The sequence below is a fragment of the Kineococcus rugosus genome, from assembly GCF_050871975.1.
Classification (GTDB): Bacteria; Actinomycetota; Actinomycetes; order Actinomycetales; family Kineococcaceae; genus Kineococcus.
Genome location: NZ_JBJLSJ010000050.1, coordinates 1 through 15,711 on the forward strand (window position 1 = coordinate 1; position 15,711 = coordinate 15,711).

The 15,711-nt window shown below is 77.8% G+C and carries 13 protein-coding genes and 1 tRNA gene; 9 read left to right on the plus strand and 5 right to left on the minus strand.

Annotated elements, in window-relative coordinates:
• Positions 1–130 precede the first annotated feature (130 nt).
• The 4 genes from ACRYM6_RS21150 to ACRYM6_RS21165 form a co-directional block, all read right to left on the minus strand.
• Positions 131–1,816 (minus strand): ATP-binding cassette domain-containing protein, encoded by a 1,686-nt coding sequence (locus ACRYM6_RS21150; RefSeq protein WP_432544863.1) that lies wholly within the window; start codon positions 1,814–1,816, stop codon positions 131–133.
• A gap of 2 nt (positions 1,817–1,818) precedes the next feature.
• Complete coding sequence (locus tag ACRYM6_RS21155) at positions 1,819–2,937, minus strand: P-loop NTPase family protein (protein WP_432544864.1); 1,119 nt, start codon at positions 2,935–2,937, stop codon at positions 1,819–1,821.
• Positions 2,938–3,047: 110 nt separating this feature from the next.
• Positions 3,048–5,243, minus strand: a complete 2,196-nt coding sequence (locus ACRYM6_RS21160; RefSeq protein ID WP_432544865.1) for a phosphodiester glycosidase family protein — start codon at positions 5,241–5,243, stop codon at positions 3,048–3,050.
• Between the two features lie 40 nt (positions 5,244–5,283).
• Positions 5,284–6,774, minus strand: a complete 1,491-nt coding sequence (locus ACRYM6_RS21165; RefSeq protein WP_432544866.1) for a potassium/proton antiporter — start codon at positions 6,772–6,774, stop codon at positions 5,284–5,286.
• Between the two features lie 33 nt (positions 6,775–6,807).
• Between ACRYM6_RS21165 and ACRYM6_RS21170 the strand changes: the two genes are divergently transcribed.
• Entirely contained in the window at positions 6,808–8,253 is a 1,446-nt protein-coding gene (locus tag ACRYM6_RS21170) for a phytoene desaturase family protein (RefSeq protein WP_432544867.1), read from the plus strand.
• Between the two features lie 6 nt (positions 8,254–8,259).
• Here ACRYM6_RS21170 and ACRYM6_RS21175 read toward each other — a convergent pair whose 3' ends face one another.
• A complete protein-coding gene (locus ACRYM6_RS21175; protein WP_432544868.1) occupies positions 8,260–8,871 on the minus strand; it encodes a 5-formyltetrahydrofolate cyclo-ligase in 612 nt (203 codons plus the stop codon).
• Between the two features lie 170 nt (positions 8,872–9,041).
• Between ACRYM6_RS21175 and galU the strand changes: the two genes are divergently transcribed.
• From galU to ACRYM6_RS21215, 8 genes are all read left to right on the plus strand, one after another.
• Positions 9,042–9,980, plus strand: a complete 939-nt coding sequence (galU, locus tag ACRYM6_RS21180) for a UTP--glucose-1-phosphate uridylyltransferase GalU (protein WP_432544869.1) — start codon at positions 9,042–9,044, stop codon at positions 9,978–9,980.
• A 45-nt stretch (positions 9,981–10,025) separates the two neighbouring features.
• Positions 10,026–11,294, plus strand: a complete 1,269-nt coding sequence (gene glp, locus ACRYM6_RS21185; RefSeq protein ID WP_432544870.1) for a molybdotransferase-like divisome protein Glp — start codon at positions 10,026–10,028, stop codon at positions 11,292–11,294.
• Positions 11,282–11,770, plus strand: coding sequence for a cyclic pyranopterin monophosphate synthase MoaC (moaC, locus tag ACRYM6_RS21190; RefSeq protein WP_432544871.1), 489 nt, complete (start codon positions 11,282–11,284; stop codon positions 11,768–11,770). Before glp ends, moaC begins: the two co-directional genes overlap by 13 nt.
• Entirely contained in the window at positions 11,760–12,275 is a 516-nt protein-coding gene (locus ACRYM6_RS21195) for a MogA/MoaB family molybdenum cofactor biosynthesis protein (RefSeq protein WP_432544872.1), read from the plus strand. Before moaC ends, ACRYM6_RS21195 begins: the two co-directional genes overlap by 11 nt.
• Positions 12,272–12,871, plus strand: coding sequence for a GNAT family N-acetyltransferase (locus ACRYM6_RS21200; protein WP_432544873.1), 600 nt, complete (start codon positions 12,272–12,274; stop codon positions 12,869–12,871). Before ACRYM6_RS21195 ends, ACRYM6_RS21200 begins: the two co-directional genes overlap by 4 nt.
• 79 nt (positions 12,872–12,950) lie before the next feature.
• On the plus strand, positions 12,951–13,715 hold the full coding sequence (locus ACRYM6_RS21205) for a hypothetical protein (RefSeq protein ID WP_432544874.1): 765 nt from the start codon (positions 12,951–12,953) through the stop codon (positions 13,713–13,715).
• A gap of 80 nt (positions 13,716–13,795) precedes the next feature.
• A tRNA-Ala gene (locus tag ACRYM6_RS21210) sits at positions 13,796–13,868 on the plus strand.
• Between the two features lie 259 nt (positions 13,869–14,127).
• Complete coding sequence (locus ACRYM6_RS21215) at positions 14,128–15,690, plus strand: sugar transferase (RefSeq protein WP_432544875.1); 1,563 nt, start codon at positions 14,128–14,130, stop codon at positions 15,688–15,690.
• Positions 15,691–15,711 lie beyond the last annotated feature (21 nt).

Genomic DNA, 15,711 nt, shown 5'->3' on the forward strand with positions numbered 1-15,711 from the left:
GGGGGGTGGACCCCGGGGGGTCGGGGGGGGGCGTTCCGCGTGCGTCGGCGCCGCCCCCCCCCCCCCCCCCCCCCCCCCCCCCCCCGGCGCCCTGCCCCTCGGCACGAGGGGGCGCGGGCTGCGCGGCCGCTCACGCGCCGCCGAACAGCCGGGCGGTGGGGCCACCGGCAGTCAGCAACCGGTCGGGCGGGCCGCTCTCCACGATCCGCCCGTCGACCAGGCACCACACCTCGTCGGCCAGCTCCAGCGTCCGCCGCCGGTGGGTCACCACGAACGCCGTGCCGCGGTGCCGGCGCAGGACCGCCTCGACCACCGCGGCCGCCCGCTCGTCCAGGTGCGCCTCGGCCTCGTCGAGCACCAGGACGCGGGGCCCGCCCAGCACCGCCCGGGCCAGCGCGACGCGACCGCGCTGGCCCGCCGACAACCGCCGCCCGCCGGGGCCGACGTCGGCGTCCCACCCGCCCAGGTCGCTCACCACCTCGCCCAGGTCGCACAGCGCCGCGACCCGGCGCAGCTCGGCCTCCCCGCAGCGCGGCCGCCGGTAGGTCACGTTGCGCCGCAGGCTGCCGCGCAGCAGCGGCAGGTCGGGCCCGGCGACCCCCACCACCCGGTGCACCGACGCCGGCGTCACCGTCCGCAGGTCGGTCCCGTCCAGCTCCACCGCCCCCTCGTCGGGGTCGACCAGCCGGGCCAGCAGCGCGGCCAGCGTCGACTTCCCGGCCCCGTTGGGCCCCACGAGGGCGACGGTCCGCCCCGGGGCCACGGCGGCGGTGATCCCCTGCGACCCGCCGAGGGCGTCGCCGAACCGGACGCCGCGCAGCCGCACGGCCCCCTCCGGGGCCCGCAACCGGTCCGCGCCGGGGCCGAAGCCCCCCACCGCCAGCGTCCGGCGGGCCGCGGCGCGGGCGACCCGCGCCGCCGCCGCGTGCTCCGCGACGCGGCCCAGGTCGCGCAGGTGGCTCGCGAGCAGCCCGGCGACGCTGACGGCCGCCACGACCGTCCCGGGCCCGGTCGCCCCGGCGCGGACGCTGGCCGCGCCCGCCACCAGAGCGGCCACGGTGGCCAGCCCGGCGCCGGACTCGGCGACCGCGCGGGCCGCCCCGGTGGCCCCGGCGCGCGCGACCGCCGCGTCCACGACGGCCGACCCCTTGCGCCGCAACCGGTCGCGTTCCCGGGTGGTCTGGGCGAAGGCCTGCACGGTGGCGAGCCGGTCGAGGCGCTCGGTGACCTCGCCGGTGAACCGGGCCCGGTGCCGGCGGGCGTTCGCGGTGGCCCGCACCAGCCACGGCGAGACCACGGCCGTCGCGAGGGCCGCGGTGAGCAGCACCGCCGCGACGGCCAGCCCCGTGCGGGGGTCGAGGACCACCAGCGCGGCCAGGACGAGCACGACGACCAGCCCCGACACGACGAGCCGGGCCAGGCCCAGGCTGACCCAGGTCCGCAGCGCGGTCAGGTCCCCGACGAACCGGGACAGCAGCCCGCCCCGGCCCAGCCCGCCGACCGTGCGGGCCGGGACGTCGGTGAGGTGCCGGAAGAGGGTGTCGCGCACCTGCTCGGCGTAGTGCTGGCCGAGGTCCTCGGCCACGACGCGCTCGGCGCCGCGCAGCGCCGCGACGAGGAGAGCGGCCACGACCAGGCCCACGACCGTGGCGGTCGGGGACGGGCCGGGGCCGGGGGCGAGCAGGACGTCGAAACCACGGCGCACCAGCAGCGCGGTCTGCACGGTGAGCGCCGCCTGCGCGACCCCGAGGCCGACGAGCAGGGCGAACCGGGCCCGCCGGCCCCGGCCCAGGGGGCGGGGGAGGTCCGGGGACACGGTCAGCCCAGCGGGGCGAGGCTCGCCCGCGGCGCGCCCGCCTGCGCCGGGACCCCGGGCAGGACCCCGCTCTGGACCCCGGGCAGGACCCCGGCCAGCAGCGTCAGCGCCTGCACCGGGTCGCTCAGCCGCGCCGGCCCCCACGACCGGTGGCCGGTGGCGGCCTCGGCCTCCCGGGTCGCCAGCGGCGACGCCGTCACCAGCCCCGTCAGGGCGACGACCGGCAGGTCGTTGCGCCGCAACCACTCCAGCCCCGCGACGGCGGCCAGCGCGTCGGGGGCGGCGAACAGCACCCCGTCGACGCGGCGGGCGAACTCGGGGGTGCGCAGCAGCCCGGCGGTCTCGGTCTGGAACACCCCGTCGGCGACCTCCACCACGACCACGTCGACGCCCTGCCCGGCGACGGCGTCCAAGAGGCCGGTGAAGGTGCGCAGCACGGTGGCCGCGTCGGCCCGGAACGTCGTCGGCAGGCCGGCGGAGGTGAAGTCGAGGACGGGCCGGGCGCCGGAGTCCTCCAGCAACCACAGGTCACCGCCGGCGCCGGTCCCGGTCACCTTGGCCGCCCCGACCCGCAGCCCGGCGGCGACCAGGCCGCGGACCAGCGCGGCGGCCGCGGTGGTCTTCCCGGAGTTCATGGCCGCGCCGGTCACGGCGAGCACGACCGGGTCGCCGCCCCCGCCGGCGGGCGCCGTCAGCAGCTCGTCGGGGTGGTCGGCGAGGTTCAGCACCCGGCCCGCGGCGCCGGTCAGCAGCCCGACCGGCTCCAGGGTCGTGGCGGGGGCCATGGCGGCGTGCGCGGCGTCGACGCGGGCGGCCACCCCGCCGGCGGCGACCAGGTGGCAGGGGCCGAGGTCGCCCGGGACGCTCGCCTCGAACTGGTCCGGCGCGTACCGGTGGCCGTAGGCGACGACGACCTCGTCGCCGACGAACAGGCTCTGGCGGCGACCGCGCGGGCACTCCAGGCGCCGGTGCTGGCCCAGCCCGCCCACCCGGGCCAGGACGAGGTCACCGGCGCGGGGGGTGGCGGTGGCGGTCAGGCCGGTCGCGCCGGCGAGGTCGACGCACCGGGTGGTGAAGGCGCGCTTGGCGGTGCGGATCCGGTGCTGCGAGGTGGTGGACACGTCGGTTCCTCCGTGGTCGGCGGTGCCCCGGCTCGTCGGGGTGAGCACCACGCTGGAGGGCGTCGATGAGAGGTCCGTGAGACCGGCGTGACAGCTCCGTCATCGACCGCTCACCGCAGGTGACGCAGGTGCCGGTCCACCCGGGCGGGCCGCGACCGCAGCGGCGGCACCGACGCCTCCAGCTGCGCCACCTCGACCGCCCCGGCCCGCCGCGCCGCGACCTGCGTCTGGGCCAGGTACACCCGTTCCACCGCGACCTCCCGCGCCCCGGCCGGCACCGGCACCTCCAGCCGCCGGACGTCGGTGAAGTCCACCCGCGCCGCGAACGTCACCGGCCGCTGCGCCCCGTCCACCCGCAGCACCGCCCGCAGCCAGCCGCCCTGCCCGTCCCCGCGCACCCGCAGCGCCAGCGCCGTGCTGCCGCTGGGCAGCAGCACCGGCGTGCGCGCCACGAGCGCCGCGGTGGACGTCCCGGCGGGCTGACCGGTGAAGTCGTAGGCCAGCCGCAGCGCCGGCCCCGGCGCGAGGGTCAGCGACGCGGTCGCCCGCGTCGCGGCCACCGTCCACCCCGCGGGGTCGCCCAGCCGGTCCAGCAGCACCGGCCGCGTCCCGATCGCGGCCTCCACCACGGACGTGACGCCCACCGCGGACAGCCCCACCGCCACCGGCACCGGCCCGGCCGCCACCGCCGTCAGCCGCAGCCGCCCGTCCGGCAGCGGCTCGCAGCGCAGCAGCGCGGCGTCCACCTCGACCCGCACGTCGGCGGCGTCGACGGGTGCCCAGCGGCCCGCGGCGTCGTGACCGGTGACCGTCACCTCCAGCGTCGACCCCGGCCCCGGCAGGGCCGGCGGCGCGTCGACGTCGAAGCGCACCGGCGGGCCGAGGACCTCCACGTCGAGGCGCCCGGCGGCCGCCCCCAGCCGGGCCTGGACCGCGGCCGGGCCCGGGCGCACCCCGCGGACCAGCACCCGCCCCGCGGTCTCCACGGCCAGCACCCCCGGGCCCGTCGAGGTGAGCACCGCCGTGCCCGCGGTCGGGGCCCCCGACGCCGAGACCGGCACCACCCGCAGCGCCTGCGCGAGCCCCGGGAGCACCCGCGCCGCGGCGAGCTCGGGCCGCAGCACCACGGCCGCCGCCTCCGGTCCGGCGCTCGCGGGCACCAGCCCGATGGCGTGCGCCACGGGCCGGGCGGCCCCGTCGGAGGGGACGACGGCCTCGCTCACGTGCGCGTCGCCGGGGCGGCGGGCGACGAGCTGCGCGGACCCGCCCCCGTCGAGCATCACCGCGCCCACGGCTCCGGCGGCGACCATCCGCCGGGCGGTGTCCGTGGCGGTGACCCCGACCGAGGCGGCGGTGCCGCCCTCGACGGTCAGCAGCAGCAGGTCCCCGCCGGCGGTCCAGCCGACCGCGGTGCGGGCCCGCAGCGCGGCCCAGGTGGGGTCGGTGGTGTCGAAGGGCGCGGGGGCGCCGTCGCGGACGAGCTCGAGCCGGGCGCCGACGGCGAAGCCGGTGGACCCGGCGGGCAGGGCGTCCACGCGCACCCGCACGTCGCTGGTGACGGCCGTCCCGACCGCGAGCGCGCTCAGCTCCGGCGCGAGGGCCCCCGTGCCGACGAGGACGAACCCGTCGGCGGGCACGGGGGCGGGGCCGGGGGCGCGGACGGCGGTGACGGCCCCGGCGCGGACCTCGACCTCCACGGCCGCCACGTCCGGGGTCGTGGTCAGGGACCGGTCGCCGGCGCCCCAGGCCGGCGGGAACAGGGCCAGGGTGCCGGGGGCGACGGTGCGGGTGGCGAGCGCGGCGAGGGCGTGGGTGCGACCGCCGAGGGTGACGGTGCCGTCGAGCTGCACGGACCCGACCCGGCCGGTGGTCCCGGCCGGGCCGGGGGCGATGCCGACGGCGCCCTGCGGGTCGGCGGAGGCCTTGAGCGGGCGGCCGTCGAGGACGACGGGCCCGTCGGGGGTGCCGGTGCGGTCGATGTCGTAGAAGTCGCCGTTGACGGCGGCGACGGCGCCGCCGGCGGCGGCGAGGTCGGCGGGCGTGCGGGGGGAGCTCAGGTCGTGCTGGAGCAGGACGGGCCGGGTGGTGGACCCGGCGGCCAGCCGCAGCAGCGCCTGCCGGACGGGGCCGGAGCCGGTGCTGCGCTCGAGGGTGACGCCGGGGGCGACGGTCTCGGTGGTGAGGGCGGTGGTGAGGGGGGTGGTGAGGGGGGTGGCGGTGGGTCCGGTCTGCGCGGCGGCGGGGCGGACGGTGAGCCCGGCGGCCGAGGCGGCGGCCACGGCGAGCACGGTGCGACGACGAACCATGCACTCAACGTAACCGCAGGGGTGGTCGTGGCGGGGCGGGTCAGGCGTCGCGCCACCCGGCGAGCTTGCCGCCGCGGCTGATCGCCTGCAGGCGCTCCTCCACGGCCCGCCGCTCGGCGGTCGACGTCACCACCAGCAGGTCGTCCCCGTGGCGCAGCACCGTCCGCGGCTGCGGCACGAACGTCGACCCGTCGCGCGCCACGAGGCTGACGTTCGCGCCGCGCGGCAGCCGCAGCTCGAACACCTCCACCCCGTGCAGCCGCGACCCCGCCCCCACGCGCACCCGCACGACGTCGGCCGACAGCGTCCCCAGCGGGGAGACCTCCACGTCGAGCTCCTGCGTGGGCGCGGCGCTGATGAGCCCCAGCCGCCGGGCCAGCGGCGCCAGCGCGGGGGCCTGTACGAGCGTGAACAGCACGACGAGCACGAGCACGAGGTCGAACAGCCGCTGCGACCCGCCGACCCCCGCCACGACCGGCACCGTCGCCAGCACCACGGGCACCGCGCCGCGCAACCCCGCCCAGGACAGGAACAGCAGGTCCGCGCGGGGCAGCGCGAAACCGGCCAGCGAGACCAGCACCGAGGCCGGGCGGGCGAACAGCGTCAGGACCAGCCCCACCAGCAGCGCGTCCAGCAGCGCCGACGGCAGCCGCCCCGGGCTGGCCAGCAGCCCCAGCATGACGAACAGCCCGATCTGGGCCAGCCACCCGGACGCCTCGGCGAAACCCCGGGTCGCGTGCCGGTGCGGCAGCCGCGCGTTGCCCAGCACCAGGGCGCACAGGTACGTGGCGAGGAACCCTGAGGCGTGCAGGACGTCGGCCACGGCGAACGCGCCGACGGCGAGCGCGAGCACCGCCACCGGGTACAGCCCCGAGCTGGGCAACGCGCTGCGCCGCAGCAGGAACGCTCCCGCGGCCCCGACGCCGACCCCGACGACGGTGCCGAACGCGAGCTCCAGGACGGCCTCGCCGGCGTAGAACCACCAGGCGTGGTCGGAGTGCCCGGCGGCGACGTCGGTCAGGGCCAGGACGGCGATGACGACGGGGGCGTCGTTGAGCCCGGACTCGGCCTCGAGCAGGCCGGACAGCCGGCCGGGCAGCGGGACCGAGCGCAGCACCGAGAACACGGCGGCGGCGTCGGTGGAGGAGACGACGGCGCCGATGAGGAAGGACACCGGCCACGACGTGCCCAGCAGCAGGTGCGCGCCGGCGCCGACCACCCCGATCGAGACGGCGGTGCCCACGGTGGCCAGCACCGCCGCGGGGGCCAGGACGCCGCGGACGGCGTCCCACCGGGTCGTCAGCCCGCCCTCGGCGAGGATGAGGACCAGGGCGCCGTACCCGAGGACCTGCGCGATCCCGGCGTCGTCGAACGGGATCCCGAGCCCGCCCTCGCCCAGGACCAGGCCGAGGGCGAGGTAGAGCAGCAGGGAGGGCAGCCCGGTGCGGGCCGAGAGGCGGACCGCGAGCACGGCCAGCAGCAGCACCCCGGAGCAGAGCAGCAGGACGCGGCTGAACTCCTCCAGGGTCATGCCGCACCGTAGCGCGGCGGCTACGGTGCCCACGTGCGAGGCAACGCGATCGTCGTCGGCTCCGGACCCAACGGCCTGTCCGCGGCGGTGGTCCTGGCCCGCGCCGGGCTCGACGTCACCGTCCTGGAGGCGAGCGAGCGCGTCGGGGGCGCCTGCGTCGACGCCGAGCTCCTCGGCCCCGGGGTGGTCAGCGACGTGGGCTCGGCCGTCCACCCGTTCGCCGTCGCCAGCCCGTTCCTGCGGGACCTGCCGCTGGAACGGCACGGGCTGCGGTGGCGGCACGGCCGGTTCCCGCTGGGCCACGCCCTCGACGACGGCCCGTCCGCGGTCCTGCCGCACGACCTGGACGAGGCGGCCGCGGCCCTGGGTCGCGACGGCCGGGCCTGGCGCGCCCTGTTCGCCGGCCCGGTGGACCGCTGGGAGCAGCTGGTGCCCGACCTCCTCGGCCCGCTGCTGCGGGTGCCGTCCTCGCCGCTGGCGCTGGCGGCGTTCGGGGCGCGGGCGGCCTGGCCCGCGGCGCCGTTCGTGCGCGCGGTGTTCCGGGAGGAGCCGGCGCGGGCGCTGTTCGCGGGGATGGCCGCCCACGCCCTGCAACCGCACGGGCAGCCGCTGACGGCCGCGTTCGGGGTGCTGTTCGGGGCGGCGGCGCACGCGACGGGCTGGCCCGTCCCGCAGGGCGGGTCCGGGGCGGTCACCGGTGCCCTGCACGCGGTCCTGCGCGAGCACGGCGGGCGGGTGGAGACCGGTCACCGGGTCACCTCGCTGGCGCAGCTGCCCCCGGCGGACCTGACGCTGCTGGACCTCACGCCCCGGCAGCTGCTGCGGCTGGCCGGTGACGACCTGCCCGCGCCGTACGCGCGGGCGCTGCGGCGCTGGAGGTACGGGCCGGGCGCGCACAAGGTCGACTACCTGCTCGACGGCCCCGTTCCCTGGCGGGACGCGCGGCTGGCGCAGGCCGTCACCGTCCACGTCGGCGGCACCGCCCGCGAGGTCGCGGCGGCCGAGGCGGACGTCGTCGCCGGCCGCCACCCCGAGCGGCCCTTCGTGCTGGTGGCCCAGCAGGACGCCGCCGACCCCGGCCGGGCGCCGGGCGGGCAGCGGGTCGTGTGGGCGTACGCGCACACCCCGCAGGGCTCGGGCGACCCCGGCACCGGGGCGCGGGTCGACGCGCAGCTGGAGCGGTTCGCCCCCGGGTTCCGCGACCGGGTCCTGGCCCGCGTGGAGACGTCCCCGCGGCAGCTGGAGCAGCAGAACGCCAACCTCGTCGGCGGCGACGTCGGCGGGGGAGCGCTCACCCTGCGCCAGCAGCTGTTCCGGCCGGTGGCGGGCCTGTCGCCGTACCGGGTGCCGCTGCCCGGGACGTACCTGTGCTCGGCCGCGACCCCGCCCGGCGGCGGCGTGCACGGCATGTGCGGGTTCCACGCCGCGACGCTGGCCCTGCGCGACCTCGCGCGGACCCGTCGCACCGGGCTCCGCTGACGAGGGTCAGGCGGCCAGCCAGAGCCAGCGCGTCGGCGTCACCACGGCCTGCACGAGCCGGTCGTGCGGCAGCGCGGGCAGCGGGCTGACCGCCGCGTCCAGCAGTTCCTCGTCGTGGACGACGGCCAGCACCGGGACCCGGGCCGGCACCCGCCGCAGCGCGCGGTCGTAGCTGCCGCCGCCCTGCCCCAGCCGGCGCCCGGCGGTGTCGACGGCCAGGGCCGGGACGACGACCAGGTCGGCCGAGGAGATGGCGTGCACGCCCAGGTGGCCCGGCGCCGCCGGCCGGGCCGGGCGCACCTCCCAGTCCAGGTCGGAGTCCTCCAGCAGCACCGGCAGCAGCACCTCGACGTCGTGCCGGCGCAGCTCGGCCAGCAGGCCCCGGGTGCCGGGCTCCCCGGGCGTCGAGGCGTACGCCGCGACCCGGTGCGCCCCGGCCAGCAGCGGGCAGCCCAGCAGCACGCGCGCGACACCCGCGTCGACGTCGGCGGCCGTCTCGGCGCCGCGCGCCCGGCGCCGCTCGCGGATCCCGCGGCGCAGGACCCGCTTGCGGGCCTCGACGGCGAGGACGTCCGCGTGGACGCTGAGGGTGTCGACGGCGCTGTCTCGGGTGGGCACGGCGGCTCCTGGTCGTCTCCGCCCGCGCCGGCGAGGGTTTGCGGGTGCGGTGCGGCGGTCCTCCGAGTCTGCCCCCTCCCGCCGGGTTCGGGAAGGGGGCGCGAGTCCTCGCCGCCGCCCGCAGCGGCTGCAGCCGGTGTCCGCCCCGGGACGGGCGGTAGCCTCCGCCCATGACTGAACGCGACGAGCGTCCCGGCCGCACGGTGCGCAAGGCCGTGATCCCCGCCGCCGGGCAGGGGACCCGCTTCCTGCCGGCCACCAAGGCGATGCCCAAGGAGATGCTGCCGGTGGTCGACACCCCGGCCATCCAGTACATCGTCGAGGAGGCCGTCCGCGCCGGGCTCACCGACGTCCTCATGATCACCGGGCGCAACAAGCGCTCCCTGGAGGACCACTTCGACCGCAACGTCGAGCTGGAGGTGGGGCTGGAGAAGAAGGGCGACCAGGCCAAGCTGGCCCGCGTCCAGGAGTCCACCGACCTGGCCCAGGTCCACTACGTCCGCCAGGGCGATCCCAAGGGCCTCGGGCACGCCGTGGCCGTGGCCGAGCAGCACGTCGGCGACGAGCCGTTCGTGGTGCTGCTCGGGGACGACATCGTCGACTCCCGCGACCCGCTGCTCGACACCATGATCAAGGTCCGCGAGGAGCACGGCGGCAGCGTCGTGGCGTTCATGGAGGTCCCCCGCGACCAGATCCACCTGTACGGCTGCGCCGTCGCCGAGCCCACCGGCCAGGCCGACGTCGTGAAGGTCTCCGGGCTCGTGGAGAAGCCCAAGACCGAGGAGGCCCCCAGCAACCTGGCCATCATCGGCCGCTACCTGCTCGACCCGGCCGTCTTCGCCGTGCTGCGCGACACCCCGCCGGGCAAGGGCGGGGAGATCCAGCTCACCGACGCCCTGCAGGTCCTCGCCCGGGGCGAGGGGCCCGGCTACGGCGTCCACGGCGTCGTCTTCCGCGGCCGCCGCTACGACACCGGCGACAAGCTCGACTACATCAAGGCCGTCGTCCGGCTCGCCAGCGAGCGCGAGGACATCGGGGCCGAGCTGCGCGAGTGGCTCGGCGAGTACGTGCAGGACTTCACGGCGTCGGGTGCGGGCGCCCAGGACTGAACGTGACAACCTGGGCACCGTGAGCCCCGTCGGTGTGACCCAGTCGTGAGCGAGACCCTGACCACGGTGGCGGCCCACCGGCAGTCCTGCCTGGACCTGGTGCGGCCGCTGCCGCCGCTGGACCTCGCGCTGCGCGACGCCCTCGGCTGCGTGCTGGCCGAGGACGTCGTCAGCCCGCGGCCGCTGCCCGCCTTCGACAACTCGGCGATGGACGGGTACGCGGTGCGGCTGCGCGACGTCGAGGGCGCCGCCGAGGACCACCCCGTCGAGCTGCCCGTCGTCGGGGACGTCGCCGCGGGCCGGGCCGACGCGGTGCGCCTGGTCGGCGGCACGACCGTCCGCATCATGACCGGCGCCCCCATCCCGCCCGGCACCGAGGCCGTCGTCCCCGTCGAGTGGACCGACCGCGGCGTCACCCGCGTCACCGTCCGCAGGGCCCCCTTCGAGGGGCAGCACGTCCGCCGCGCCGGCGAGGACGTCGAGGGCGGCACCGTCGTCCTGGAGGCCGGCACCCGCCTCGAACCCCGCCACGTCGGGGTGCTCGCCGCGATCGGCCGCGCCCGCGTCCGGGTCCGCCCCCGCCCGCGCGTCGTCGTCGTCTCCACCGGCACCGAGGTCGTCGAGCCCGGCGTCGCGCTGGCCCGCGGGCAGCTGCACGACGCCAACGGCTACCTGCTCACCGCGGCCGTCGAGGACCTCGGCGCCCTGGCCTACCGCGTCGGCGTCGTCGCCGACGACGCCCGCGAGCTCGCCGCCGTCCTCGACGACCAGCTCGTGCGGGCCGACGTCGTCATCACCTCCGGCGGTGTCAGCGAAGGGGCCTACGACACCGTCAAGGAGGTCCTGTCCGCCCCCGGGCAGCACAGCGTCGCCTTCGACCGGGTCGCCATGCAGCCGGGGATGCCCCAGGGCCTCGGGACCCTCGGGGAGCAGGGCGTCCCCGTGTTCACCCTGCCCGGCAACCCCGTCAGCTCCTTCGTCTCCTTCGAGGTCTTCGTCCGGCCCGCGCTGCGGCGCATGCTGGGCGACGAGGGCCCCGACCCCGACCGCCCCCGCGTGCGCGCCGTCGCCGGCGCCCGCTGGACGTCCCCGCCCGGCAAGGAGCAGTACGTGCGCGCCGCCTGGACCCGCGACGCGGGCGGCCGGCTCGTCGTCGAGCCCGTCTCCGGTCACGGCTCGCACCTGGTGACGGCGCTCGCGCGCGCGACGTGCCTGGTGGTCGTGCCCGTCGGGGTGTCCGCCGTCGAGCCCGGCGACGAGGTCGAGTGCCTGCTGCTGGGGCCGCTGCCCGTGGGGGACCAGTGGACCGCCTGACGCACCTGGACCAGACCGGCAAGGCGCGGGTGGTGGACGTCTCGGCCAAGCCCGTCACCGCCCGCGAGGCGCGCGCGGAGGGGTACGTGCGCTGCTCCCCGGCGGTGCTCGACCTGATCGCCGAGGGCGGCCTGCCCAAGGGCGACGCGCTGGCCGTGGCCCGGATCGCCGGGCTGCAGGCGGCCAAACGCACCCCGGACCTGGTGCCGCTGGCGCATCCTGTGGCGGTGCACGCCGTCGAGGTCGACATCACGCCCGTCTCCACGCCCGAGGTCACCGGGGTCCGCATCACCGCCGCCGTCCGCACGGCCGACCGGACGGGCATCGAGATGGAGGCGCTGACGTGCGTCGTCGTCGCGGGGCTGACGTTCGTCGACATGGTCAAGGCCGTCGACAAGCGCACCGTCCTGGACGGGGTGCGCGTGACGGCCAAGAGCGGCGGGCGCTCGGGGGACTGGAGCGTCGATGAGCACTGACCGCAGCGCCCTGGTGGTGACGGTGTCCAACCGCGCCTCGGCGGGCGTCTACGCCGACACCTCCGGCCCGGTCGTGGTGCAGGGGCTGCGGGACATGGGCTTCCGCGTCGACGGCCCCGTCGTCGTCCCGGACGGCGACCCGGTCGAGGAGGCGTTGCGCGACGCCGTCGCCGCCGGGTACGACGTCGTGGTGACCAACGGGGGCACGGGGCTGAGCCCGCTGGACCTGACGCCGGAGCGCACCCGGGCGGTCCTGGACTACGAGGTGCCCGGGGTGGCGGAGGCGGTGCGCGCCGCCGGCGTGGCCGCCGGGGTCCCCACGGCCGTGCTGTCGCGGGGCGTGGCGGGGGTGGCGGGCCGCACGTTCGTGGTGAACCTGCCGGGGTCCTCCGGCGGCGCGCGCGACGGGGTGGGCGTCCTGGCGGGGTTCCTGCGGCACGCGGTGGACCAGGTCCGCGGCGCCGACCACGTGCGCGCGGACGCGCCCGGGGCGGGCCGCGCGTGAGCGCCGGCTGGCCGGTCGAGCTGCGCGACGGCCCGGTGCGGCTGCGGCCGCTGCGCCGGCGGGACGCGACGGCGTGGCGCGCGGTGCGCGCGGCGAACGCGTCGTGGCTGCGGCCGTGGGAGGCGACCTCCCCGGAGGGCAGCGGGCCGGCGCCGAGCTTCCCGCAGATGGTCCGGGGTTTCGCGCGCGAGGCGCGGGCGGGACGGATGCTGCCGTTCGTGGTGGAGCTCGACGGGAACCTCGTGGGGCAGATCACCGTGTCGGGGATCACCTGGGGTTCCCTGCGCTCGGCGCACGTGGGGTACTGGATCGACCAGCGGGTCGCGGGCCGCGGGACCATCCCGACGGCGCTGGCCCTGGTGGCCGACCACTGCTTCGGAACCCTTCGGCTGCACCGGGTCGAGATCAACATCCGGCCGGAGAACGCGGCGTCGCTGCGGGTCGCGGAGAAGCTCGGCATGCGCGACGAGGGGCTGCGCAAGGCGTACCTGCACATCGACGGCGCCTGGCGCGACCACCGCACGTTCGCGGTGACCGCCGGCGAGGTGCCCGAGGGTCTGCTGGCCCGGTACCGGGCCTCCCAGCGCACTCGTTGACGTCCCGCGCGATCTGCGTGGCGCGACACGCCCCGACGTTGCACGTCCTCGCCGGGTGTGCGCCCTAGCGTTGCGTTCCGTGCCCGCCAGCAGCCTGATCTTCCTCGTCATCATCGCCTTGTGGGCCGCCTACCTCGTGCCGAACGCGATCCGCAAGCACCGGCGCACGGCCGAGGCGCGGCAGGCCGACCGCGACTCGCAGGCCATGCGGGTCGTCGTGCGGCGGGGGGCGGCACCGGTCGGGCAGGCCCTGGCCGCGGCCGCGGCGAACGCCGTGGCGGTGGGGGCCTCCTCCCGTCCGGTGCTCGGCCCGGGCGCCGAGCCGGTGGCGGCGTCCTCGTCCTCGCCGGTCCCGGTGCGCGAGCGGCCGCGCGCGGGGGTGTCGCGGGTGGTCACCCGCCGTCGCCGGCTCCTGGCCGCGGCCGGCGTCGCGACCGGTCTGGGCTGGGGCGTCGTCCTGACGGGGCTGGGCACCTGGTGGGCGGGCGCGCTGCCGACGGTGGCGCTGATGCTGGTCCTGGCGGCCCTGAGCCGGCACGGCGCGACCGCCCCGCAGCGCCGGGCCGAGGTGCGCCCGGGCGCGGTGGTCCTGCCGGTGGTGCGCCCGGCGGCGCGGGTGCGGGTCCCGGTGCAGCGCGACGAGCGCCCCTCGCCGCTGGCGGGGGACGACGGCTGGGAGCCGGTGCCGGTGCCGCTGCCGACGTACCTGCTCAAGGACCGGGCCCGGACGTGGGACCCGGTGTCCCCGGCGCTGGCGGCACAGGCGGCCGGCGAGGCCCGCGCCGAGGAGCGCGAGACGCTCGTGATCGACCTGCGCGAGCACGCGCGGGCCGTGGGGGAGTGACCCTCCTCCCCGTGGTCACCGGGCGGCGCAGGGGCTGGTAACCTCTTCTCGTCGCCGCGAGGGAATCGGGGGACGGGCAAGGGGCTGTGGCGCAGCTGGTAGCGCACCTCGTTCGCAACGAGGGGGTCAGGGGTTCGAATCCCCTCAGCTCCACCGGAGAGATCGTCGAAGGCCCCCACCGGGATCCGGTGGGGGCCTTCGTCGTTCCGGCCGGGACCGGGGTCGCGGCATTGTCGTTGCGGCCCATGCGCATCGTGTGAGGGACTTGCGGCGAACGGGTGACCCCCGGATACGATGCGTCGTGCCAGACCACCTTCCGTAGTGACATGCGACCCGAACGGGGTCGTCCGGACGGATCACTGGCAGCCCACACCGTCGTGGGTGTCCATCAGGCCACGACGGGGGAGGGTTCATGGCTGCCGAAGATCTGCGTCTGCTGCCGAGTCAGCGCCGGCGGGTGATCGACGCACCGGTCCCCGCGACCCAGCAGCCGTTCCTGCCGATCGGCCGCCGCACGGCGGCCCGCCGGGCCGTCTCGCGGGCCACGTCGAAGACCGTCCGCGAGCACCGCCAGCCGGTGTGGCAGCGCGAGTACCGCCGGACCATCGCCGTCTCCGACGCCCTGGCCGCCCTCGTCGGCGCCGTCCTGGGGTGGGTCCTGCGCTTCGGGGAGGCCCCCCAGACGATGGGCGTGTCGGTGGCCTGGACGATGGTCCTGCTCCCGCCGGTCTGGGTCGCCTCGATGCTGCTGTTCCGGGCCTACGAGGCGCGGTTCCTCGGCGTGGGCTCGGAGGAGTTCCAGCGGGTGCTGCTGGCCGGCACCACCGTCGTGGCCCTGGTGGGCACGGCGTCGTGGGCCTTCGCGCTGGACGTGGCCCGCGGGTTCGTCGTGGTCGCCCTGCCGGTGGCCGGGGTGCTGACCGTCGCCGCCCGCCTCGGCGTGCGGCGCTACCTGCACGCCCGCCGGGCCGCGGGGGAGTGCATGCAGTCCACCCTCGTCGCCGGGCACCCGGCCGCGGTCGCCTCCCTGGTCCGCCAGGTGCAGCGCAACACCGACCACGGGCTGCGCGTCGACGGCGCCTGCACCCCCGACGGCACCGGCACCGCCGAGCTGGAGGCCCTCGGCGTGCCCGTGCTGGGCACGCTGGAGGAGATCGCGGAGGTCGCCGAGGACGTCGACGTGGACGTGGTCGCGACCCTGACCTGCCCCGAGCTCGACGGCCCGGTGCTGCGCCGGCTCGGCTGGGAGCTGGAGGGGACGCGCGCCGACCTGGTCGTGGCCCCGGCCCTGACCGACGTCGTCGGCCCGCGCGTGGTGATCCGCCCCGTCTCCGGCCTGCCGCTGCTGCACGTCGACCGCCCCGAGCTGCGCGGGATCCGGCACGCCGGCAAGGCCGTGTTCGACCGGGGCAGCGCGGCGCTGGGGCTGCTGCTGCTGTCGCCGGTGTTCCTGGTGCTGGCCGTGCTCATCAAGCTCGACTCCCGGGGCCCGGTGTTCTTCCGGCAGACCCGGGTGGGCCGCGACGGCCGCGAGTTCTCGATGGTCAAGTTCCGCTCGATGGTCGTGGACGCCGAGCAGCTGCTCATCGACCTGCGGACGCAGTCGGAGGGCAACGGCCTGCTGTTCAAGATGCGCCGCGACCCGCGGGTGACCCGGGTGGGCTCGTTCCTGCGCCGGTACTCCCTGGACGAGCTGCCGCAGCTGTTCAACGTCGTGGGCGGCAGCATGTCGCTGGTCGGCCCGCGGCCCCCGCTGCCGCGCGAGGTCGCCGAGTACGGCGCGGACCTGCGCCGGCGGCTGCTGGTGAAGCCGGGGCTGACGGGGCTGTGGCAGGTGTCGGGCCGTTCGGACCTGGACCTGGAGGAGTCGACCCGCCTGGACCTGCAGTACGTGGAGAACTGGTCGCCGGCGTTCGACGTCATGATCCTGGCCAAGACGGCGCAGGCCGTCTTCGGCGGCCGGGGAGCCTACTGACCGTGGGGCGCCCGGTCACCC